Raw genomic sequence first — 22,482 nt, 5'->3', positions numbered from 1 at the left:
CTCATCTGTCTATCTCCGGTGCACAGACGTCCATCGTTGCAAGCCAAATGGGAACGTCCTCAATTCTTGTTCCAGGAAGATACTTTTCTATACCGTAGAGACCCTGTGGATAAGATGCTCCCCTCACTGCAACCCTGTAAGGTTTGTTCTTTCCATCTGATACAACGAAGAACCCGTATTCACCGCGCGTGGACTCCACATGGGCATAGGCCATTCCCTTTGGAACGACCCTTCTCAGTCCACTTCCTTTGCTAGCAGGTACGTTCACTCTGTCGCTCTGCGGCATCTTCTCCAGGGTCTGTCTGATGATCTTTATGCTCTGGGGAATCTCTTTGAACTTCAAATACACCCTGCTGAAGGCGTCTCCCTCAGTTGCTGTTGGAACTTCGAACTCCACCCTATCGTAGAACAGGTAGGGATCGACTTTTCTGATATCGTACTCCACGCCCGTTGCCCTCAGACCCACACCAGTGACTCCCATCTCCATCGCTTGTTCTCTGGTCAAAATGAGTCTTCCTTTGAGCCTCGAGTGAACGATCCTGTTCTTGAAGATGAGATTTTCGTAATCAGGCAACCTGGACTCTATGTAATCCAGTGTCTTCCAGATCATGTCTTCTATTTTTGGTGTCATGTTCTTTCTCACGCCACCGATTATTATGTACATGTGGTATACCCTGGCTCCAGTGAGGGCTTCGAAGATGTCGAGAATTCTGTCTCTATCTGCGACACCCCAGTAAGAGGCCGTGTAGAGCCCAAGAGGACCTCCTATTCCTCCAACGTTCCAGATGTGGTTCGCTATTCTTGCAAGTTCCAGAACGATCATTCGTATCCACTGTGCTCTCTCTGGGACTTCTATCTTTGCGATCTTTTCGACGGCCATGGCATAGCAGATCTCGTTGATGTCCGGTTCTGGAACACATATCCTTGGTATGAGCGAAATGTTGGAGTACCAGTAGCGTCTTTCCATGAGTTTTTCAAAACCTCTGTGAAGAAAACCGGGTACCGGTCTTGCCTTCTTCACAATGTCTCCCTCAACGTACATGTGAACAGAGAAGTTTCCGTGCATTCCGGGATGGTTCGGCCCGAAAAAGAGTTTTGTTTCACCCATTTATCTCACCTCTGAACATCCTTTTTGCCTCTGCAACGACGTCTTTTTTGTACTCTCTTCCAGGAAACTTTCTCTTCGAGTACTCGAGGGGATCAAAGTCTTTTTTGAGTGGTGGTTTGTCGTCCCAGAGCTCGAGGAAGAGAGGCTTCATATCGTCGTTGCCAAGGAACTTCACACCGAAGAATTCATGGATTTCCCTTTCGTAGAACCTGGCGACGGGCCAGATCTCTTTCACTGTAACGAACACTGGATTGTTCCTGTCTATCCTGGTTGACACGATGAACTTTCCGCCATCTCTCCAGGAAAAGAGAATGTACACGAGTTCGAACTGGCTGTCCTCGATCCAGTCCACGCAGGTCATCAAAGAAAGGTGTGAATAACCCAGAGATTTCAAGGTTTCCAGCACGGAGATGACCCTGTCCGGTGCTACAGAGATCTTTGCTTCTCTTTCATCTATCTCCTCCACTTCCGGTTGGAAGACCTCCAACTTCTCCAGCGCTTCATTCATGGAACTCGTCATGTACGTACACCTCCCCAAGGGAGCGGATCTGATTCTGCTTGTACCACTCGTAGTTTTCCCTGTACCTCTTCCAGCCGTCCGCTTCTCCTTTTCTGATCTTCTCCATCAGGTAGTTGAAGGCCTCAAGAATCGCTTCGGGCCTTGGCATACAACCGGCGATGTATACGTCAACAGGGATATAGTAGTCGAGTCTGTTCACCGTCGCGTACGAGTCGAAGTATATTCCTCCGTTTATGGTACAGCTTCCAAAGCCCACGACGTATTTGGGATCCGGCATCTGTTCGTAGGTGTAGATCACCCTTCGCAGTGTCTTGGTGTTCAGATATCCCGTGATGAGCAGTATGTCTGCCTGTCTCGGTGTTGCCATGGGGGCTATTCCGAATCTTTCCATGTCGAACCTGGACGTCATGGATGGTGGGAGTTCCACAGCACCGCAGCCGGTGCAGTAGTGAAGCATCCATATGGATCTCGACCTGAGGGCGTCTGCAATTCTTTCCCAGACCGTTCTTTCTTTCATCGGATCACCTCCTCAAAGGGTCAAACCGAAGAGCACAAAGAGTGCGTTCAAGAAGGCAAGACCAAGGGGCACTCCCCAGTAGAATTTCAGCATTTGTTCTATTCTGAATCTTGGAAGAACAGCGGAGATCAAAACGGCCAGTACCCACACAACCACGAACTTGACGAGAAACCAGCCAAGATTGCCTCCTCCAAGAAAGACGTTCACAAAGAGTGAGATTTCCACAAAAAGTGAGAAATCGTGCATGATTTGAAGAAGTCCAAGATATTTCCCGGATAGCTCCACCATTGGCCCTGAAGCGATCTCCGCTGGTGCAATCGCTATGTCGAACGGCTTTTTTCCCATCATTCCTATGAGGGATATGAAGGCCACGATGGCACCAAGGGGCATGACGAAAAGGTTCCACTTTTCACTTTGTAGTGCCACAAGTTGATGAATTGAAGCAGTCTTGTAGTTGAAAATGACGGATGCCATGACCACGAGAAACGGAAGTTCGTAACCGAGCATTTGGGTGAGAGCCCTGCTGATACCGATCGATGCCCAAGGATTTCCGCTTCCTACCATTCCCATGGCCATCCCGAGTGCACCAACGGTGAACAGGTACACGATGACGAAGAAGTTATCTGTGTTGGGAAATGGAGTCCATTTGAGGGAACCAAGTGGCATGAGCATGGCCGTGGCTATTGCTCCTCCGAGTGCCATGATGACACCAAAATCGAAGATCCATCCGTTGCTGAAAGGATGTTTGGACAACGCCTTGAAGACGTCTATGAAATTCTGATACCACGGAGGACCTATTCTTCTCTGAACCCTCGCGACTATCTTTCGTGCTATTCCTTCGAGAGACAAAACAAGAAAGAAGGCAAGAACCAGGTTGAACATCGCCTTGAGCATCTTCTCACCACCTCACCCAGAATATGAGGAGTAAGGTTGCAACAACCCAGAACGTGTAAGCGGAAGCGGAGGACGCAAAAAACCATCTGTGAAACCATTCACCGATGTCGTGGAAGAGTTTTCCAATAGCGCTGGTGATGCTTTCCCAGGATGGATGATTTCTGTACATCCTTTCAAAGCCAGCGTAGAAGTTCGTGTTGTAGTGGTAGAGATCTGGACTGTATATGAATTCGCCTCCCGTGTAGACGTTGAGAGGAGTTCCTTCCTCTCTGTGAGGTACCATGAGGTCCACCTTTCTGGCTCTTGGGAAAAGGGAATACAGGATGTACGCCACAACGAACCCGGTGAGAAACAGTGAGAACACAAGAACCGTGTTCCAGCTTCCGGCAAAACCTCTTATGAGCCAGTTTTCCTGGTCCACTATTTTGAACGAAGTGGCTATACCCAGATCCATTCTGATGTTTTCGATTGTCTGGAGAACTGGAAACGGCCACACACCGAGAAAGAAACTGACGAGAACAAGAAGCACCATTGGAACAAGCATCACGATAGGAGCTTCTCTGACTTCTCTGTACCTCTTTGGAAGTTGACCAAGGAATATCCCTGCAAGTGGCCTGAAGACGTACAGGAAAGACCCTATCGATCCAAAAAACGCCACGAAGGCGGTTATGAACATTCCCTTTCTGACCAGTGCCTGATAGATCATCCACTTCGAGATGAAGCCACTCATCGGCGGAATTCCAGCAAGGGAAATTATGGAGAAAAGATACGCAAGAAAAGTGATGGGCATCTTATGGATCAATCCACCCATTTCGCTTATCTTTGAGGTTTTTGTTCTGTAGATGACGGCAGCGAAGGCCATGAATATAACCGCAGAGGCAACGGCGTGGTTGAAGATGTGAAACATTCCACCCTCAAATCCCAGTGGATCCATCGTGCCAAGACCTACCAGTATGTAACCACCGTTTGCGACCGAAGAAAAAGCCATGAGCATCTTCATGTCATCCTGTTTTATCGCCATGAGAGTTCCGATGACGATGGAGATGTTTCCTAAGGTGATAAGAAGGTAGTTTGGCAGTGGGACATTCGAGTAAACAATCAGGTCTGAGAAGACCTTCAAAGAGGGTACTACAGAGATGACGAGGGTGAAGATGTAGTTACCCAGTTTTGAAAGCTGTCCAGAAAGGATAGAAGAGAACGCATCAGGAGAAAGGGCATAAGTCTTCCTTATCCACGTATGCAACGGGAATATTCCACTCTTTGCGATACCAGCCAGAGACAGTAGCAGGAACACGGCCAGTTTGAAACCAGTTGATGTGTCATCCACCATACTCTGAACCACGGTTGATATCCTGAACGTCCCGTATCTCTGGTATATGAGGAACGCCCCGTAAAGAAAAGCGTACGTTCCCACAGCACTTATGATGGCATAAACAACCGCTGCTCTTTTTGCTTCTTCTCTCTCCATGGGAACAACGAGCAAAGAGGACAAAACCGCTATTTCCCAGAAGATGTAGAGAGTGATCAAATCGGCTGCCATGAACACGCCAAGCGATCCTGCCGTCATCATGAGTACGAACATGTTGAAGGCCGCGCGGTATCTCTGAGTCTCAAGCCATCTGATCGAAAAGAACTTAACGGCAACTATCACCATGAGACTGACCATCGAGAAGTAAAAAGAAACGTCTGTCCACTCAAGGTACAGCTTTTGACCGAATAGTACGATCTTCTCTGAAGATCCAGCTTCCAGAGAGAGGACGTAGAACATCGAAGAAAGACCGACAAGGAAGTTTACGATGGTTCCTAACTTCCAGTTCACCTTCGAGATGAAGTACACCACGACAGACAATATCATCAGAGTGATAAGGCTTGCTGCCACATCACATCCCTCCCGTGGTTGAGAAGAGAACACCTTTGATGTAACCTTCCGTATCGATAAGGGCTTTTGCCATCTTCTGTGTTCCAGAAAGGACGAACTCGGGCTTTACAAAAACAAAGACAAGAAAAACGGCAAGTGCCATCGCAAAAAGCCCCACAGTAAAAGGTGCGGATGTTTTGTCCTCCTGTGTTTCCTCACCGAACCACAGTTTTACGTTCCATCTGATCACATAACCAACCTCGATTGCCGTGGCCAAAAGTAAAACGGCGGGCAGAAGAAGATCGTTCGATGAAAACGCCTCCATGATGATCCTGATTTTGCTCTGAAAGCCTGCAAACAGTGGAAATCCTACTAGAGAGAAGGTTGCCATACTGAAAGAGATACCCAGCACCCTGTGTTTTTTGAAGATACCGTTCAGATCTTCGTAGTTGTAGACAAGAAAGCCCGCAACGAGAAAGATCACAAACTTTGCCATCACATCGTTCGTCAGATGGAAATAGGCAAGATTCATGGAAGTTTCTGTCCTCTTCGATATCATCGCTATCACAATTCCCGCCTGGGCAACACTGGAGTAGGCGAAGGTCTTCAAAAGACTGGTCTGCCTGAGTGCGGCGAATTCTCCAGCCAGAATCGTGATCAGGGACAGCGCATACAGAACCTCCGCTCCGTTACCCTGAAACACCGTGCCGAAGAGTCTTCCAACCATGTACAGTGCTGCAAAGGAAACGGAGGTGCCAAGAACCACCGGTGCAAGTTCGTTTCCACCGTAAACACCAGAAACCCATCCGTTCAACGGAAAGAGTTTTGCCTCTACACCGAGTCCAATCGTGTAGAGTGTGGCCACAGCCGCAAGGGATCCACTTGAAAGGCCCACCATGGCAACGTGTGCCATGTTCAAACTCCCAGCAGTGCCGTAAGCAAATATTGTTGCGAGAAGATAGAGTGAACCCGCAACACCGCCGAGGATCAGGTATTTGTAAGCATTGTAAAAGTTCTCTCTTTTTGAGGCTATCGTGACAGCTGTTATGGTGATTATTTCCATGAAGACAAACGAGTTGAAGAGATCTCCTGTCAGCACGAATCCGTTTGTGGCTGCCATGAGTAACATGAGGGAAGTTTCATAGTTTCTCTTTGTCTTCTGAGGTAGCAAAGAGACAAGAAAAAAGATCAGATTCACGATCAGCACTGCGTAGAAACTTGCGTTGTCCAGAACAAGGTTTATACCGAAGGGAGGTTTCCAGTTACCCATGGCATGTATACTCACAGCGTTCGGGAGGCGTTCCATGAAGATAACTGTCAGGTTGACAAGGGCCGACAGGAAGAAAAGAATCCCAGATATCTTCTTCAAAAAGAGTGAAAGAAATGCAGCAAGGAGTGGGATGGCCACGAGCAGGCTGATCATTCTTTCACTCCTTTCAAGTCTTCTATGTCGATTGAAGAGTGTTTCTCTTTGATTCGAACAAGAAGAGATGCTCCAAGGGCGAGGACCCCCACGCCTATGACGATGGCTGTGAGAACGAGTGCCTGTGGCAGTGGGTCAACGAAATTGAAGGAGAAGTAAGGAAATTTCTCTGTATATATGGGTGCTTCCCCACCGGTATAACCCAGTGCGATGATGAAGATGTTCACGGCTGTGTCGATGATTGTCAGGGATACAAGGTATTTGAATAAATTTTTCTGAGTGAGAAGACCATAGACTCCTACACCCATCAGGATAATGGATATCATGTACACCATTTCGAATCACTCTCCTTCTCGATGTATCTCTGAGATGACGCCGGAGAGTTCCGATCCGACCTTTAGACCTATGACGATGTAGACGATGGGAACAACACCGGCACTGAATAGATCTCCCACTCTCCCGTTCGAAAGAAAGTTGTAGAGAAACGCCCCACCGGTGAGCAGACCAGCAAGGCCCACTATCACGTAGAGACTTCCCATGGATCCTTCAAGGAATTTGGCCGCCTTTTCTTTCAGAGAAAATTCCTCGTTTGAAAGGTAAAGAAGAAGAACGGCTGCCGCAAGGATCGTCCCACCTGGGAACCCTCCGCCCGGTGAGAGATGTCCGTGTACGAACACATAGGCTCCAAACATCAACATCAGGGGAAGAAGTATCCCGGTGCTCACTCTGAGGATGAAGTTGGGATTTCTTCCGTATTTCATTCTCTTCGTTCCGCGAAGGACGAGCCCTATACCGATGGCTGCGGCAAGAAGGACGGTTACTTCACCGAGGGTATCGAAGGATCTGTAGTTGACAACGATCGATGTTACAACGTTTGCACTGCCGTCTTCCAGATTGCTCTCACCGTAAATTTTCCTTTCGGATGGTATCTGAATCTTCCCTTTGATCCATTCAACAGGCTCGACCTCGTTCACATCCTTTGCCAGATAGTGAACTGAAACTCTCCTGGAGAGATCCGCCTTTCCGTAAGGCTCGAGCACGGCAAGAAAAGATACCATCATGTAGACCAGTAGCATTGATATCAGTGCGGCAAAGACTCTTCTCATTCTTCATCATCTCCCCTCATTTTGAAGAGCGTTATGAGAAGTACCGCCGTGGTGAGTCCAGCACCAACGGATGCTTCCGTTATGGCAACATCAGGAGCCCTCATAATAATGAAGAGGAACACAGACAGGAGACTGAGAGACGACAGTGCTATGACACTGTCCAGCAACTTTTTTGCTTCCACCGCAAAAAATGCTGCTATCAACATCATCCCGCCGGCCAACAAGATCAGCAGGTTCATTCACCATCACCACCCCTGTATTCGTCGACAACCGTGCAGTCACACGGTTTCACACCGGACAGATGGGAAGCCCTTGCCAGGACAGAACTTCCCACCGGGTTTGTGAGTGCTATGAACGTGACGATAACAACAGCTTTCAACAGAAACTCCGGCTTCGCAATGCCAACTCCAAGTACGGTGGAGAAAGTTCCCAGTGTGGTGGCCTTTGTTCCTGCCTGGAGTCTGTTGTACACGTCCGGCATCCTGAAAACACCGAGCCCTCCAAGAAAATAGAAAAAGGCACCGATTAATATCAGTATTTCTCCGATTATCCCGTTCATTTTCTCCCCTCCAGATACCGTGACACTATGATCGTTTCAAGAAAGGAAAGAAGCGCATACACGAGGGCGATATCCAGATAGATACCTCTATCGAAACTGTACGCGAGAACTACTATGAGGCCGGTGAGCATCACGTTCATCGTGTCGAGTGCTGCTACCCTGTCGGAAGAGGTAGGGCCTGCGATGATTCTGATGAAAGAGAGAACCACCCCTGCACTCACCAGGACAAAGAAGACCGGGGTCATTCAAACACCTCCCTGAGGTTTTTTTCAAACTTCTGCGATATGTATTTTTCTTTTTCCTTGAGATCCTTCACGTCGATCCAGTGGACGAAGATCTCATCACCCTTGAGGTCAAGGCTCAGCGTTCCCGGAGTGAGGGTTATACTGTTTGCCAGAAACAGACGGGATGCATCCTTCTTCAGATTCGTTCTCACCGAAACAAAACCCGGTTTGAGTGGAAGGTGGGGATTCAGGACCCTGAAAGCAACATCGATATTCGCCTTCACCATCTCAACGATGAACACGGGAAGAAACATCACGAGATATCGGATGATCCTCAGGGGAAGTTTGAGATCGAATCTGATGCCGTGAAACCTGCGAAAAACCAGTGACACTATCAGCGAAACAGCGATTCCGACGATCAGCTCCGAATAAGAAAATCCGGTGATCACAAACCACAGAATCAAACTCGTGAGAAAAACGCTCACACTTCACACCTCCTCGATCGAAAAGAGAAAGTTTTCACAAGAACAATACAGGTGTAATTTTAAAACTTTGGACCATGTAATGTCAACCTAATTAGTAGAAATAAAAACTGCACAGAAAGACATTTCGAATCTATTTTTAGACAAATTTGGTCCAAATTAATTTTGAATCAAACGTAGAAATGAGCGATTATCACCAAATAAGAACTTTCTCGCTGGATTATCTGGAAAATCTCTTCGAAATAGGGTTTGACATTTCGACAACTTTCACGGTAACGTTTACATATGGTATCATTCTTGTGGACAACCCATTCAGGGAGGTGAAGGTGGTATGAAGAAGTTTTTGGTAATCGCTTTACTTGTTGTTTCTCTTGTTGTTCTTGCCCAGCCGAAACTCACCATATGGTGCTCTGAAAAACAGGTCGACATTCTTCAGAAGCTTGGAGAGGAATTCAAGGCAAAGTACGGTGTGGAGGTTGAGGTTCAGTACGTGAACTTCCAGGACATCAAGTCCAAGTTCCTCACGGCCGCACCGGAGGGTCAGGGAGCCGACATCATCGTTGGCGCACACGACTGGGTTGGAGAACTCGCAGTGAACGGTTTGATAGAACCCATACCGAATTTTGCTGATCTGAAAAACTTCTACGAAACAGCCCTCAATGCGTTCTCTTACGGTGGAAAGCTCTATGGTGTTCCCTACGCCATGGAAGCGATAGCACTCATCTACAACAAAGACTACGTTCCCGAGCCTCCAAAAACGATGGACGAACTCATAGAGGTCGCAAAGCAAATCGATGAGGAATTCGGAGGAGAAGTACGTGGTTTCATCACTTCCGCGGCTGAGTTCTACTACATCGCTCCGTTCATATTCGGCTACGGTGGCTACGTCTTCAAACAGACCGAAAAAGGTCTCGATGTCAATGACATCGGACTTGCAAACGAAGGAGCTATAAAGGGAGTGAAGCTCCTGAAGAGAATGGTCGACGAAGGAATACTCGATCCCAGCGACAACTACCAGATCATGGACTCCATGTTCAGAGAAGGCCAGGCTGCCATGATCATCAACGGCCCCTGGGCAGTGAAAGCTTACAAAGATGCGGGAATAGACTACGGCGTTTCTCCAATTCCTGATCTGGAACCTGGTGTTCCCGCAAGGCCTTTCGTTGGAGTACAGGGTTTCATGGTGAACGCAAAATCTCCGAACAAACTCCTCGCCATCGAGTTCCTGACGAGTTTCATCGCCAGAAAGGAAACCATGTACAGGATCTACCTTGCAGATCCGAGACTTCCTGCGAGGAAAGACGTCCTTGAACTCGTAAAAGACAATCCCGACGTGGTTGGATTCACACAGAGCGCCGCCAACGGAATTCCAATGCCCAACGTGCCGCAGATGGCTGCTGTGTGGGCTGCCATGAACGACGCTCTCAACCTTGTTGTGAATGGAAAAGCAACGGTTGAAGAAGCTCTGAAGAACGCAGTCGAGAGAATCAAGGCCCAGATACAGTAACGGTGGATTTTCAGGGGCTGGGTTCCCAGCCCCTTTCACACACTCAGGGAGGGAAAAAGGTGAAGAACGTAATCAAACTCTTTCTGTGGTTCCTCCTTGCACTTTTGAACGTGGCCCTCTTCTGGGCAGGAGTGTTCCTCTTCCAGAACGAATACTATGAACTTTCCATCGTTCTTTTTTCTCTGTTGTTTCTGATAGACTTCTTCATCATCAATCCAAAGGGATATCCTTACAGATACGTTATTCCCGCTCTTGTTCTGCTTTTTGTTCTAGTTCTCTACCCCATATACTTCACCTTCAAGGTGGCCTTCACCAACTACGGAACTGGTCACTTCATGTCAAGACAGGAGGCCATCGAAAGACTCCTTTACGACCCGAATTTCTCCTACGTGGTGGATTCAACGTTCGTCTCTTATAAGGTCTTTGTGGTCTACGATGGACTCTCTCCGACAGAGGATTTCCTTATACTGTTCAGGATGAACGATACCATCTACCTCGGCGAAAAACCAAGACCCGTTGTTGCGCGAGGTCAGGAGGTGCTCCTGAGTCAGTTCAATCTGATTCCCGTCACCGTTGAGACAGTTTCACTGAACGGTGACACCTTCAGAATCGTTCCGTGGCCGGCCGATCTTTCGGAGATAAATCTTGTGGTTCGCGGCGACACGACTTACAAGAGTTTCTATTCTCCAGACGACGAGATACTGAGGCTGAACGCTCCCTACTTCAAAAGCAGGATAGCACAGAGTTACCTGGTGAACGCAGAGTACGTGCTTCCAGATGGAAAGAAACTGGCTCTGAGGATCGCTCCCGATGGTGAATGGAGATTCATGCACGTGGAAAGGCTGTACAGACTGGCTTACAAAGAGGTTTATGATGGTGGAAAGATGAAGATAAAGACCACCGTGGTGAACAGTCTCACAGGAAGGGAAGTGATCGAAAAAGAAGGAGCCTTCTACGATGTGGATGAAAATGGGAACGAGACGTTTCTGGTTGGGTTCATAGATTTTGTGGGATGGAAGAACTTCCTGAGGATCGTGAAGGATCCCAAGGTATCAGGGCCTTTCTTCAGGATCTTCCTTTGGACTTTCGTATGGGCCGTTCTGAGTGTGGTGCTGTCACTCGCTGTTGGTCTTCCGTTCGCACTCGTTCTGAACAACCCAAGGCTCAGAGGAAGAAACCTCTACAGAACGCTTCTGATCATACCATGGGCCATTCCGGTTTTCATCTCGGCCTTGGTGTGGAGGAACGGGCTCTTGAATGAAACTTACGGCGTGATCAACAAGTTTCTCTTACCCCTCCTTGGGTTGGATCCAATAAAGTGGTTCAACGATCCCTTCTGGGCCCGTGTGGGAGTGCTTCTTGTCAACGTCTGGCTCACGTTTCCTTACATGATGACCATATCGCTCGGTGCCCTTCAGAGTATTCCACCTGAACTCTACGAAGTGGCGGCGATAGACGGTGCAGGAAGGTTCAGAAGGTTTGTTCATATCACCTTTCCACTTCTCATGACCATCATCGCACCGCTTCTTGTCAGCAGTTTTGCTTTCAGTTTCAACAACTTCACGATCATCTACCTGATCACGGGAGGAGGTCCTCCGATCCCGAATTCGACCACTCCTACAGGATACACTGACATTTTGATCTCTTACGTTTACAAACTGGCGTTCGAAGGTGGTCAGGGACAGGACTTCGGGTTTGCGAGTGCGATCTCCATACTCATCTTCTTCCTCGTTGGTGGAATTAGTTTTGTGAACTTCAAACTGTCCGGGGCTTTCGAAGAGGTGAGCAGATGATGGTGCAGAAAAGGGGAAACGTACTCACTCACATCTTTCTTGTCATCATAGTGGCGGTGATTCTCTTCCCAGTCGTCTGGGTCGTGACCACATCCCTCAGAAGGGACGAGGCGGCGTTCTCTTCGAAACTGTTCTCGTCCAGACTGACGCTTCAACACTACAGGGACCTTGTGGCACCCGAGAAGAATCTTCCCTTCCTGATCCAGGATCTCCAGGCGATGGTCTCCAGGGTAAAACCCTACGATACATGGTCTGAGGATGAACTGAAAGACGCGGTGAAACGATCCATCGAGAAAGTATCTTCATATCTGACAGAAACAGAAAACAGACTGAAGAGTGCCGAAGACTCTTTCAAAAGGATTGAAACGTTCCTGAACGATCGTTCAGATGAAATCAAAAGTGGAGTGATAGAGAAACTCCAAGAACTTGCTTCATCGATCCAGACACCGGAACTGGACAATTCAGATGAGAGTAAAGCGGCCCTTTACCTTGTCTTATCGAAAGAGAGGTTCAACTCGAAACTCCACAGGGCACTCGAAGAGGATTTGAAGAAGACAACAGGTGTGGATGCCAGTACAAGAGAAGGATACGAACGGGCACTCGAGATTCTGAAAGCAAGTTACGAAAATCTGACAGATGGATACGACGAGTTTCTCGAAGAAACACAGAAAGAATTGAACGCAGTCAGAGAGGAGATACTTTCACTTCAGCAGCAGTATCAGAAACTCCAGGACGATATAATGGAAGCCAACCTCATCATAGAAAAGGACATTACACCGGAATTGGAGAGAATAAAGACATCTCTTTCAGACCTCAACGAACTGGAAGAAAGGATAAAACAGACATCTGCCACTAGTCTGTTCCCTGTGGTCGACAGCGGTTTCTTACAGAACGTTTCTGACGTGATCCACACGATTGACGATCTTCTGGGTAAGATGGATTCCCTCGCTGAATACGACAATTTGAAGCGATCGCTCGCGTCCCTGAAAAAAGAACTCGAAAAACTATCTGAAGGAAACGAAGAACTGAAGAACCGACTCCTTTACTCCGATCTGATCAAGATCTACGAAGAAATCCAACCAAGACTTGTCAGGATCCTGAAGGAAACTTCCGAAACCCTTGCCAGCATAAAGGACAAAATAGTGATTCTGAACGTCCTCAACAAACGTCTGGAGGACCTGAAACTCCAGGAAAAAAGTCTCTCTGAAAAACTCTCCGAATACCAGCAAAGCATATCAGAAGTTCATGAAAGACTTCTTGAACCTCAAAGAATTCTTAGTCTGAAAGTTTTCAAATACGACCTTCAGCGCTCTATTTCCACTCTTGAGAGGGTGAAATCTTTTGGAAAGACAGATCTTCTCAGATATTCTTCCGTTCTGAAGATGCTTCGAGACTTCATGAACTCTTACTGGGAAAAGGACGAACTCTACAGCAGAATATCAAAAGTAGTCAGAGAGATGAGATGGATAGAAGAATACAGAGATTTCGCCAGCAAGTTCGACACCTTCCCCGAAAACCTCAAATCGATCCTTGAAGAGATGAGACTCTCACTGAGCGATCTTGAGAGATCTTATGAAGATCTTCTGTCCCTCTCGGCTCAGGGAGTGTACGTGTCTTCTGGCATACTGAACAGAATGTACGATATCGTGAAGATGGACTTTGTCAGCAGGGTCAGGGCAAATATGTCTGTTGCCTCAAGACGTGCGGGTGTTTTGATGGATACGATACCGTTTTCCGATTTGAAAAGTGACCTTCGAAACATCGACAAAGAGCTCTTCAGAATAGACCAGGTATGGAAACAGAAAACGAAACACTATTTCTGGCTCTGGGTGCTCAACTCCGTGACCGTATCTCTGATAGTTGCTTTCATTACAACGACCGTGTGTGCGATAGCGGCTTATCCCTTCAGCAGGATGAGGTTCCTTGGAAGGCGCTACGGAATCATGGCACTTCTTTTGATACAGATGTTTCCCGGTGTGATCTTCATGATCGCCATATACGATCTTTTGAACTTCATGGGAAAGTACATTCCTTTCATCGGAATCGATACGCTCGGTGGTTTGATCTTTGCGTATCTCACCAACATCGCCTACAACATGTACCTAATAAAGGGATTCTACGATACGATACCCACCTCGCTTGAAGAAGCGGCGATCGTCGATGGAGCAACACGTTTTCAGAGTTTCTACAGGATCATCATTCCGCTTGCAAGACCGATCCTCACAGTTGTGTTTCTTCTGGTCTTCATCGGAACGTTCAACGAGTACGTGGTGGCAAGGATCATCCTTCAAAATGTGAGGCATTACACCTACGCCCTCGGGCTTCAGGCGTTCGCGACAGGACCCTACGAGACAGAGTGGGGACTTTTCACGGCTGCTGCGCTTCTTGGAATGACACCGATGGTGATACTCTTTCTCTCACTCCAGAGGTATCTGGTGAGCGGTCTCACAAGGGGAGCGGTGAAAGAATGAAGGAGGCTGGTATGGTGAAAGGAGTGCTTTTGATGGTCATGTTCTCCTCCCTGGCGTTCGGATTGATTATCAATCCAGTGAAGGATCTTCGTGAAGATTTCATCTTTGGAATGGACGTTTCAATGCTCTACGAGATAGAGCGGCTCGGTGGTAAGTTCTTCGATGGTGGTGTGGAGAAAGATCTTTTCCAGATACTGAAGGATCATGAGATAAACTGGATCAGATTGAGAGTGTGGAACGATCCAAGGGATGAAAACGGAAATCCGCTCGGTGGGGGAAACTGTGATTATCTGAAAATGACAGAGATCGCAAAAAGGGCCAAAAAGTACGGAATGAAGGTTCTTCTTGACTTTCACTACAGCGACTGGTGGGCAGATCCCGGCAAGCAGTACAAACCAAAAGAGTGGGATCACCTTCATGGAGAACTTCTGGAAAGGGCGGTGTATTCCTACACGAAACTCGTGCTGAATCATATGAGAAGAAACGGTGCACTGCCGGACATGGTCCAGGTGGGAAACGAGGTGAACAACGGCTTTCTCTGGCCGGATGGAATGATTGCCGGAAAGGATGCAGGAGGATTCGACGGATTCACAAAACTTTTGAAGGCGGCCATCAAAGCCGTCAGGGAAGTTGATCCCGATATCAAGATAGTCATTCATTTGGCAGAAGGTGGAAACAACTCACTTTTCAGGTGGTTCTTCGACGAGATCACAAGAAGAGACGTGGATTTTGATGTGATCGGTGTATCGTACTATCCGTACTGGCATGGTACCCTGGATGACCTGAAGAACAACCTGTACGACATAGCGAAAAGATACAACAAAGACGTGCTCATCGTTGAAACGGCGTATGCCTGGACACTCGAGGACGGGGACGGTTACCCCAACATCTTCAGTGGTGAAGAGATGGAGCTCACGGGTGGTTACAAAGCAACGGTTCAGGGACAGGCAACGTTCTTGAGGGATCTCATAGAAGTGGTGAACAGTGTTCCTGACGGTCACGGTCTTGGGATCTTCTATTGGGAAGGAGACTGGATTCCTGTGAAAGGAGCCGGCTGGAAAACCGGCGAAGGAAATCCATGGGAGAATCAGGCCATGTTTGATTTCAATGGAAATGCTCTCCCATCCCTGGATGTTTTCAAGCTCGTGAGGACAGTCACTCCTATGGAAATAAAAATCGAAGAGATTCTGCCTGTGGAGATCTCGACGAATTTGGGAGAGATTCCGAAGTTTCCGGATGCTGTGAAAGTGCTGTTCAGCGATGATTCCATCAGATCCCTGAAAGTTACATGGAATTTTGATCCTTCTCTTGTTGAAACACCCGGTGTCTACAGAGTGGAAGGATACGTGGAAAGTATAGACCAGAAGATCTTCGCAACCTTGACTGTGAAGGGAAGTAGAAACTACCTGAAGAACCCTGGGTTTGAAACGGGTGAGTTTTCTCCCTGGAAGGTGTTCGGTAACGGAAAAGCAGTGAAGGTGGTAAAGGCCGATCCTCCGAGTAACGCACATCAAGGAGAGTACGCGGTGAACTTCTGGCTCGACGAGGCTTTTGAATTCGAGTTGTCACAGGAAGTGGAACTTCCAGATGGTGTGTACAGGGTAGGGTTCTGGACCCAGGGCGGAAGCGGCGTGAAAATCGTTCTGAAAGTGAGTGATTTTGGAGAGGGTGAAAAAACAACGACCGTTGAAACAACCGGATGGCTCGAATGGAAAAATCCTGAGATAAGGAACATAAAGGTCGAAACAGGAAAGATAAAAGTCACCGTTTCTGTCAAGGGAAAAGCGGGTGACTGGGGATTCATAGATGATTTCTATCTGTTCAGGGAGGAGTGAGTGGGAGGAAATAGCATGAAGAAAAAGTACGTAACGATCAGAGACATAGCAGAAAAAGCGGGAGTTTCGATAAACACAGTTTCAAGAGCGCTCAACAACAAACCGGACATAAGTGAAGAGACCAAAAAGAGAATACTGGAGATAGCCAGAGAACTTGGATACGTGAAAAACGCAACTGCTTCGTCTTTGAGAAGCAAACGCACAAACATAGTAGGGGTCATCATAGCAGACAGTGCCAATCCCTTTTATGCGGAGGTGCTCAAGGGAATCGAAGTTGCCTCCAGGAAATATGGCTATCAGATTATCCTCATGAACACAGAAAGAGTCTACGAAAACGAGGAAAAAGCGATCGACGTTCTCCTTCAGCGAAGAGTCGACGGTCTTCTCATAACACCCGTTCAGGACAGATCGGACGATATAGAGTTGCTGATGGAAAGAAAAGTTCCCTTCGTCGTTGTAGGAAGGCACTTTGAAGGGCTGGAAGTGGATGAGATCCACAGTGATGAGGTAAAAGGAGGATATCTGGCAACAAAACATCTCATCGGACGAGGAAGAAGAAACATACTGATGATCAGTGGATATCTTTTCAAATCTGCCGCTTACATGAGGCTTGAGGGGTACAAAAAAGCATTGAAGGAACATGGCATACCATTCAAAGAAGAGATGGTGATCGTGACGGACATCGACATAGAAAGCGGCTATCAAGCGATGAATGAAGCGATTGAGCGGGGATTTCATTTCGATGCGGTTTTTTGTTACAACGATTTACTTGCCTTTGGTGCAATGAAAGCGTTGAAAGAGCATGGATACAAAATTCCAGAGGATGTTGCTGTAGTTGGTTACGATGATATCGTTTATTCCTCTTTTGTGTGTCCTTCTCTGACGACGGTGAGGATAAAAAAGTTCGAGATGGGTTTTGAAGCATTCAAAATGCTTCTTCAGAGGATGAAAGAAAGAAGGAAGAAGAGGAAACGTGTGATACTCGACGTGGAACTCGTCGTGAGAGAGAGTAGTTGATTTTGTCGGTTTTCGGATTTTAATAGAGATTATAATCGTTTATTGACAATTAGACATCAGTTTCTTGCCTTTTTTCTTCTTGATTTTCTGTGAACGTTCACGGTATCATTCACATGGTAATACCAATCTTTTGTTAGGAGGTGGAGTTATGAGGTCTAGGTTTTCAATTATCCTTATCAGCGTCCTTCTGGTAATTCTGGGTGCTTCAGTTTTTGCAAAAGAAAAGATCGTAGTAAACTCCTACATATCTGATCCTGTTCCAAGGCAAGTTTTCGCTGAACTGGTAAAGATGTTTGAAGAAAAATATCCACAGTACGATGTAGTTGTTAACACGTTCCCACACGAAGATTTCAAAACCCTTCTCAGGACTTGGTTGAATTCAGATGAAGCACCAGATGTCGTCACTTGGTTCGCTGGTGAAAGGATGAGGTACTTTGCAAGTAAGGGATTACTCGAACCTCTCGATGATATTTTTGTACCACAAAAATTCGAAGATTTCTTCCCGGCTGCTTTCAGAAGTGCCAGTGAATACAACGGAAAAATCTATTTTATCCCACAAAGCTGGTATTGGTGGGGGGTTTATTACAGAAAATCTGTCTTTGAAAAATACGGGATAACTCCTCCAAAAAACTGGGATGAATTCATAAAGGTTTGTGAAAAGCTAAAAGAAAACGGTATAACACCAATAACGATAGGAACGAAGTACCTATGGCCCGCAGCTGGTTGGTTTGACTACCTTGATTTGAGAGTGAACGGTTTAGATTTCCACATGAAACTCACGGCTGGGGAAATTCCATACACTGATCCAAGAGTTAAAAAGGTTTTCGAGTATTGGAAGCAGTTAGTTGATAAAGGTTTCTTCTTGGAAAATCATTCTTCCTACACCTGGCAGGAAGCAGCAGCTTTTCTTTTCAGGGGAGAAGCTGGAATGTACCTTATAGGTCAGTTCATAAAGGATGTTGCTCCAGCGTCAGTAAAGGATGACCTTGATTTCTTCAGATTTCCTGTCATAGATGAAAGCGTAGGACTTTACGAAGAAACTCCCATAGATGGATTCATGATTCCTGCTAAAGCCAAAAACAAAGAAGGAGCCAAAGTTTTCTTGAAATTCATTGCTGAGAAAGACATTCAAGAGTATTTTGCAAAGAAACTTGGAAGGCTAGCAGCAAACAAAGATGTTCCACCACCAGATGATCATGCAGCAAAAGGATTACAAATGATCCTCGAATCCGATGGTGTTTCCCAGTTCTACGATAGGGATACGAATCCTGAGATGGCAACTGTTGGCATGAACGGTTTTGTAGAATTCATGATATATCCGGAGAGACTTGACCAGATACTTGAAAATCTGGAAAAGGAGAGACAGAGAATATTTGGGAAGTGATTTTATGAGCGGGGGAATTCCCCCGCTCATTTAAAGATTGCGGAGGGAGGGGAACTTGTGTCAAAAAAAAGATGGTGGATTCCTTATGTTTTTTTATCTTTACCTCTTCTTCTGTACTTCATATGGGTTATTTTTCCAATATTTCAGACAGTGATGTTGAGTTTTACCGATTGGGATGGGGTTAGTCCTAAATTCAGTTTTGTGGGATTAAAAAATTACAAACGCCTTTTCGAAGATCCTTATTTGTGGCTGTCCTTGAAAAATAATATAAAGTGGTTAATTTCATTTGTAATCATTGCGATACCAGCAGGACTCGGTATGGCACTGCTTCTTGACCAGAAATTCCCTGGAAACAAAGTCTTTAAAACCCTTATCTACTTACCAATGACTTTGTCCTTCGTTGTAATAGGACAGATATGGTCCTGGATTTTAGAACCAAGAAGCGGAGTATTAAATGAATTCTTAAGAGCAGTTGGGCTTGGAAGTTTTGCAAAGCCGTGGTTGAGTGATCCCAAAATCGTTACCTGGGCTTTGATAGTCGCTGCACTTTGGAGGCAGATTGCGTACGCTATGGTTCTTTTCCTGGCGGGGCTAAAGAATGTTTCAACAGAACTTGTAGAGGCTGCCTATGTTGATGGTGCGAACGCATGGCAGAGATTTTGGTATGTCATTCTTCCATCTTTGAGACCGGCAATGGTAATAGCTGTAACTGTGAACATAATAGACTCTTTGAGGGCATTCGATATCGTTTATGTGATGACCCGTGGGGGACCATTTTACTCTTCTAGCGTAATGGCCAATTATATGTACGTTCAATCCTTCCATAACTACAGAATGGGATATGGTTCTACTATAGCCGTCATACAGTTTCTCATAACGTTGGGATTTATTATATTGTACCTTCTTTACACACTCAGGAAGGAGGAAGAAGTAACATGAATAAAAGAAAAATTTTTAGGGCAATCATTTTCTATGTTTTGGGAAGTATTCTTGTCATAATCTGGATGCTTCCTTTTGTGATATCGATATTCACGTCTTTAAAATCCATGGATGAAGTATTGTTAGGAATAAAATGGTGGCAACCACCGGAGAACCCGACTTTTGAAAATTACATAATAGCTTGGAAAGAAGCAAACATGAACAGGTATTTCTTGAATACCCTTATAATTACTGGATTCTCTGTTGTAGGAGCTTTATTTGTTTCCAGTTTGAGTGCTTTTGCTCTGTCATGGTACGAATTCAAACTAAAAAAACCTTTGTTGATCATGTTTGTTGCAGGAATGTTGATACCTTTTCAAATGCTTATGATTCCAGTTTACAGATTTTCAGTGAACACCGGTTTGTACGATACATATTGGGGAGTAATACTCTTCCACATAGCCTTTCAAACGGGATTCTGTACTTTTTTCCTAAGAAATTTCATGATAACAATACCAAGAAGTCTTTTTGAAGCTGCTAAGATTGATGGAGCAGGTGATTTTCTTATATACAGAAAGATTATCATACCGTTGGTTGTACCAGCTCTTGCAGCGCTCGGGATTCTTGAGTTCACTTGGATATGGAACGACTATTTGTGGTCTCTTGTTCTTATTCAGAGTGACTCTTTAAAGCCAATTACACTTGGTCTGACAACCCTTCAAGGTCAGTGGGTTACAAGTTGGAATGTAATCGCTGCCGGGGCGAACCTCGCTGCGTTGGTTCCAATCGTTGTTTTTTTGATCTTCCAGAGGTATTTCATAGAAGGATTGACACTTGGAAGTGTGAAGGGTTAAAGGCCAAGAGGAGGTATTGTCATGCTCGGAGTCTGTTATTATCCAGAACACTGGGGAGTTGAGAAGGTAGAAGAAGACTTCAAAAAGATGAAAGAGCTCGGAATAGAATATGTGAGAATCGGGGAGTTCGCTTGGAGCAGGATAGAGCCGGAGCGTGGAAAATTCACCTGGGGATGGCTCGACAAGACGTTGGAAGCAGCTGAAAGACTGGGATTGAAGATCATATTGGGAACTCCCACCGCTACACCTCCAAAGTGGCTCGTAGATGAACATCCGGAAATACTCCCTGTTGATAAACACGGGAGGGTGAAGAATTTCGGATCCAGAAGGCATTACTGTTTTTCCAGCCCCGTGTATCGAGAAGAGGTGAAAAGAATCGTCTCCATTGTAGCAGAAAGATACGGAAAGCATCCAGTTGTTGTAGGTTGGCAGACTGACAACGAATACGGTTGTCACGACACAGTGAGATGCTACTGTCCAAGGTGTAAAAAAGCTTTCCAGAAATGGCTCGAAAGGAAATACGGTGGGGACATAGAGAGGTTGAACAAGGCCTGGGGAACGGCGTTCTGGAGTCAGGAATACAGATCTTTCGATGAGATAGAACTTCCCAACCTCACACCCGCTGATCCGAACCCCTCACATCTTCTCGATTACTACAGATTCGCGTCGGACCAGGTGGTAGAGTTCAACAGATTGCAGGTTCAGATAATAAGAGAGTATTCTCCAGGGAGATTCGTCACTCACAACTTCATGTCTGGATTTACGGATTTCGACCACTACAAGCTCTCGAGGGATTTGGATTTTGCCTCGTGGGACAACTATCCACTTGGACACACACTCGTTTTTTTGAGAAATAAGGGTGAACATCAAAATCCCTTCGACAGAGTAGGACATCCCGATATAATCTCCTTCTCACACGATCTATACCGCGGAGTTGGTAAGGGAAGGTTCTGGGTGATGGAACAACAGGCAGGGCCTGTAAACTGGGCTCCTTACAATCTCTGGCCGGCAAAAGGAGCGGTGAGGCTCTGGACCTGGCAGGCACTTGCCCACGGTGCAGAGGTGGTTTCATACTTCAGATGGAGGCAGGCACCTTTTGCACAGGAACAGATGCATTCTGGACTTCTTGCTCCAGACTCATCTCCATCGCAGGGATATCAGGAAGTAAAGCAAGTCTTTGAGGAACTGAAAGGCGTTGACCTGAACAAAGCGGTGAAGAGTGAAGTTGCCCTTGTCTTCGATTACGAAACAGCGTGGGTTTTCTCTATCCAACCTCACGGAGAAGGTGTGAATTACCTTGATTTGGTCTTCAGATTCTACAGCGCCCTCAGAAGACTCGGTTTGAACGTAGATGTTATACCACCTGAATCTTCTTTGGATGGTTACAGGATAGTTGTTGTACCGAGTCTTGCGATTGTGAAAGAGGAAGTTCTGGAAAACTTCAAGAAATACAACGGTGTTCTTGTGTTCGGTCCAAGAAGCGGGAGTAAAACAGGAACCTTCCAGATCCCCGAAGAGATGCCGCCGGGTCTTTTGAAAGAACTCATACCTGTAGAGGTGAAACAAGTCGAAAGTCTTGGATTGAAAAACGTTGAGACTCTTCTCTGGAAAGGGAAAGAATATCCCGTGACAATCTGGAGAGAAGATGTGGATCCCACTATAACGGAAGTGGTGGCAAAGTTCAAGGATGAATACGGTGCGATGTTTCAAAAAGAAAACGTCTTCTATTTGGCATTCTGGCCAGACAGGGAGTTCCTCATAGATTTCTTTGAGGAATTGGCGAAGGAAATAGGACTCACAGTGAAAAGATTTCCAGAGGGAGTTCGGATCCAGCGAAGAGGCGATGTTGTCTTTGCTTTTAACTTCACTCCAGAAGAGATTGAAGTAGAGATTCCGGAAGAATCTCAGATTATTCTAGGTAGTCACAAACTTCAACCTTACAGTCTTGCAATTTGGAAAGAAAAGAAACGCTGAAAAATCTAGTAAAAACCTGGTATTTGTTGGGAGGACGG

Annotated in this window: 21 protein-coding genes; 9 read left to right on the top strand and 12 right to left on the bottom strand. The window is 46.2% G+C overall.

Going from position 1 to position 22,482, the window contains the following annotated elements:
• Position 1: 1 nt before the first annotated feature.
• From AS006_RS06745 to AS006_RS06690, 12 genes are read right to left on the bottom strand one after another with little or no spacing between them, the layout of a single operon-like run.
• Positions 2–1,108: an NADH-quinone oxidoreductase subunit D gene (locus tag AS006_RS06745; protein WP_101513582.1), complete on the bottom strand. Its 1,107-nt coding sequence runs from the start codon at positions 1,106–1,108 to the stop codon at positions 2–4.
• Positions 1,101–1,628, bottom strand: coding sequence for an NADH-quinone oxidoreductase subunit C (locus AS006_RS06740; RefSeq protein ID WP_101513581.1), 528 nt, complete (start codon positions 1,626–1,628; stop codon positions 1,101–1,103). Before AS006_RS06740 ends, AS006_RS06745 begins: the two co-directional genes overlap by 8 nt.
• Positions 1,609–2,145, bottom strand: a complete 537-nt coding sequence (locus tag AS006_RS06735; RefSeq protein ID WP_015919827.1) for an NADH-quinone oxidoreductase subunit B family protein — start codon at positions 2,143–2,145, stop codon at positions 1,609–1,611. Before AS006_RS06735 ends, AS006_RS06740 begins: the two co-directional genes overlap by 20 nt.
• 12 nt (positions 2,146–2,157) lie before the next feature.
• Positions 2,158–3,039, bottom strand: coding sequence for a respiratory chain complex I subunit 1 family protein (locus tag AS006_RS06730; protein ID WP_101513580.1), 882 nt, complete (start codon positions 3,037–3,039; stop codon positions 2,158–2,160).
• Between the two features lie 4 nt (positions 3,040–3,043).
• The gene (locus AS006_RS06725) at positions 3,044–4,918 is read right to left on the bottom strand and encodes a proton-conducting transporter membrane subunit (RefSeq protein ID WP_101513579.1); all 1,875 of its coding nucleotides are present in this window, start codon (positions 4,916–4,918) and stop codon (positions 3,044–3,046) included.
• A gap of 1 nt (position 4,919) precedes the next feature.
• Positions 4,920–6,320, bottom strand: a complete 1,401-nt coding sequence (locus AS006_RS06720) for a complex I subunit 5 family protein (protein WP_101513578.1) — start codon at positions 6,318–6,320, stop codon at positions 4,920–4,922.
• Positions 6,317–6,655, bottom strand: coding sequence for a sodium:proton antiporter (locus AS006_RS06715; protein ID WP_101513577.1), 339 nt, complete (start codon positions 6,653–6,655; stop codon positions 6,317–6,319). Before AS006_RS06715 ends, AS006_RS06720 begins: the two co-directional genes overlap by 4 nt.
• 6 nt (positions 6,656–6,661) lie before the next feature.
• A complete protein-coding gene (locus tag AS006_RS06710; protein WP_101513576.1) occupies positions 6,662–7,426 on the bottom strand; it encodes a Na(+)/H(+) antiporter subunit B in 765 nt (254 codons plus the stop codon).
• On the bottom strand, positions 7,423–7,665 hold the full coding sequence (locus AS006_RS06705) for a hydrogenase subunit MbhD domain-containing protein (protein ID WP_101513575.1): 243 nt from the start codon (positions 7,663–7,665) through the stop codon (positions 7,423–7,425). Before AS006_RS06705 ends, AS006_RS06710 begins: the two co-directional genes overlap by 4 nt.
• On the bottom strand, positions 7,662–7,985 hold the full coding sequence (gene mnhG / locus AS006_RS06700) for a monovalent cation/H(+) antiporter subunit G (RefSeq protein WP_101513574.1): 324 nt from the start codon (positions 7,983–7,985) through the stop codon (positions 7,662–7,664). Before mnhG ends, AS006_RS06705 begins: the two co-directional genes overlap by 4 nt.
• Positions 7,982–8,230, bottom strand: a complete 249-nt coding sequence (locus tag AS006_RS06695; protein WP_101513573.1) for a cation:proton antiporter — start codon at positions 8,228–8,230, stop codon at positions 7,982–7,984. The genes mnhG and AS006_RS06695 overlap by 4 nt, the downstream gene beginning before the upstream one ends.
• Entirely contained in the window at positions 8,227–8,694 is a 468-nt protein-coding gene (locus AS006_RS06690) for a Na+/H+ antiporter subunit E (RefSeq protein WP_101513572.1), read from the bottom strand. The genes AS006_RS06695 and AS006_RS06690 overlap by 4 nt, the downstream gene beginning before the upstream one ends.
• 328 nt (positions 8,695–9,022) lie before the next feature.
• Here AS006_RS06690 and malE point away from each other — a divergent pair, with 328 nt between their 5' ends.
• From malE to AS006_RS06645, 9 genes are all read left to right on the top strand, one after another.
• Positions 9,023–10,198: a maltose/maltodextrin ABC transporter substrate-binding protein MalE gene (gene malE, locus AS006_RS06685; RefSeq protein WP_101513571.1), complete on the top strand. Its 1,176-nt coding sequence runs from the start codon at positions 9,023–9,025 to the stop codon at positions 10,196–10,198.
• Positions 10,199–10,257: 59 nt separating this feature from the next.
• Positions 10,258–11,991, top strand: coding sequence for a DUF4896 domain-containing protein (locus tag AS006_RS06680; RefSeq protein WP_101513570.1), 1,734 nt, complete (start codon positions 10,258–10,260; stop codon positions 11,989–11,991).
• A complete protein-coding gene (locus AS006_RS06675; RefSeq protein ID WP_101513748.1) occupies positions 11,991–14,462 on the top strand; it encodes an ABC transporter permease subunit in 2,472 nt (823 codons plus the stop codon). Before AS006_RS06680 ends, AS006_RS06675 begins: the two co-directional genes overlap by 1 nt.
• 11 nt (positions 14,463–14,473) lie before the next feature.
• On the top strand, positions 14,474–16,297 hold the full coding sequence (locus AS006_RS06670; RefSeq protein ID WP_233185691.1) for a glycosyl hydrolase 53 family protein: 1,824 nt from the start codon (positions 14,474–14,476) through the stop codon (positions 16,295–16,297).
• Positions 16,298–16,312: 15 nt separating this feature from the next.
• Entirely contained in the window at positions 16,313–17,314 is a 1,002-nt protein-coding gene (locus tag AS006_RS06665) for a LacI family DNA-binding transcriptional regulator (protein WP_101513569.1), read from the top strand.
• 148 nt (positions 17,315–17,462) lie between these two features.
• The gene (locus AS006_RS06660; protein WP_101513568.1) at positions 17,463–18,698 is read left to right on the top strand and encodes an ABC transporter substrate-binding protein; all 1,236 of its coding nucleotides are present in this window, start codon (positions 17,463–17,465) and stop codon (positions 18,696–18,698) included.
• 57 nt (positions 18,699–18,755) lie between these two features.
• The gene (locus AS006_RS06655) at positions 18,756–19,637 is read left to right on the top strand and encodes a carbohydrate ABC transporter permease (RefSeq protein ID WP_101513567.1); all 882 of its coding nucleotides are present in this window, start codon (positions 18,756–18,758) and stop codon (positions 19,635–19,637) included.
• Complete coding sequence (locus AS006_RS06650; protein ID WP_101513566.1) at positions 19,634–20,470, top strand: carbohydrate ABC transporter permease; 837 nt, start codon at positions 19,634–19,636, stop codon at positions 20,468–20,470. Before AS006_RS06655 ends, AS006_RS06650 begins: the two co-directional genes overlap by 4 nt.
• A 21-nt stretch (positions 20,471–20,491) precedes the next feature.
• Complete coding sequence (locus AS006_RS06645) at positions 20,492–22,444, top strand: beta-galactosidase (RefSeq protein ID WP_101513565.1); 1,953 nt, start codon at positions 20,492–20,494, stop codon at positions 22,442–22,444.
• The last annotated feature ends 38 nt before the right edge of the window (positions 22,445–22,482 follow it).

The organism is Thermotoga sp. SG1 (genome assembly GCF_002865985.1).
In the GTDB taxonomy this organism is placed as follows: Bacteria; Thermotogota; Thermotogae; order Thermotogales; family Thermotogaceae; genus Thermotoga.
Note: the sequence above shows the minus strand (reverse complement) of the source record. Positions and strands in the feature narration are given on the sequence as shown.

Excerpts from the sequence above, each read along its gene's own strand:
- AS006_RS06745 (WP_101513582.1), bottom strand. The coding sequence starts at position 1,108 with ATGGGTGAAACAAAACTCTTTTTCGGGCCGAACCATCCCGGAATGCAC.
- AS006_RS06740 (WP_101513581.1), bottom strand. The coding sequence starts at position 1,628 with ATGACGAGTTCCATGAATGAAGCGCTGGAGAAGTTGGAGGTCTTCCAA.
- AS006_RS06735 (WP_015919827.1), bottom strand. The coding sequence starts at position 2,145 with ATGAAAGAAAGAACGGTCTGGGAAAGAATTGCAGACGCCCTCAGGTCG.
- AS006_RS06730 (WP_101513580.1), bottom strand. The coding sequence starts at position 3,039 with ATGCTCAAGGCGATGTTCAACCTGGTTCTTGCCTTCTTTCTTGTTTTG.
- AS006_RS06720 (WP_101513578.1), bottom strand. The coding sequence starts at position 6,320 with ATGATCAGCCTGCTCGTGGCCATCCCACTCCTTGCTGCATTTCTTTCA.
- AS006_RS06715 (WP_101513577.1), bottom strand. The coding sequence starts at position 6,655 with ATGGTGTACATGATATCCATTATCCTGATGGGTGTAGGAGTCTATGGT.
- AS006_RS06710 (WP_101513576.1), bottom strand. The coding sequence starts at position 7,426 with ATGAGAAGAGTCTTTGCCGCACTGATATCAATGCTACTGGTCTACATG.
- AS006_RS06705 (WP_101513575.1), bottom strand. The coding sequence starts at position 7,665 with ATGAACCTGCTGATCTTGTTGGCCGGCGGGATGATGTTGATAGCAGCA.
- mnhG (WP_101513574.1), bottom strand. The coding sequence starts at position 7,985 with ATGAACGGGATAATCGGAGAAATACTGATATTAATCGGTGCCTTTTTC.
- AS006_RS06695 (WP_101513573.1), bottom strand. The coding sequence starts at position 8,230 with ATGACCCCGGTCTTCTTTGTCCTGGTGAGTGCAGGGGTGGTTCTCTCT.
- malE (WP_101513571.1), top strand. The coding sequence starts at position 9,023 with ATGAAGAAGTTTTTGGTAATCGCTTTACTTGTTGTTTCTCTTGTTGTT.
- AS006_RS06675 (WP_101513748.1), top strand. The coding sequence starts at position 11,991 with ATGGTGCAGAAAAGGGGAAACGTACTCACTCACATCTTTCTTGTCATC.
- AS006_RS06670 (WP_233185691.1), top strand. The coding sequence starts at position 14,474 with ATGGTGAAAGGAGTGCTTTTGATGGTCATGTTCTCCTCCCTGGCGTTC.
- AS006_RS06665 (WP_101513569.1), top strand. The coding sequence starts at position 16,313 with ATGAAGAAAAAGTACGTAACGATCAGAGACATAGCAGAAAAAGCGGGA.
- AS006_RS06660 (WP_101513568.1), top strand. The coding sequence starts at position 17,463 with ATGAGGTCTAGGTTTTCAATTATCCTTATCAGCGTCCTTCTGGTAATT.
- AS006_RS06650 (WP_101513566.1), top strand. The coding sequence starts at position 19,634 with ATGAATAAAAGAAAAATTTTTAGGGCAATCATTTTCTATGTTTTGGGA.
- AS006_RS06645 (WP_101513565.1), top strand. The coding sequence starts at position 20,492 with ATGCTCGGAGTCTGTTATTATCCAGAACACTGGGGAGTTGAGAAGGTA.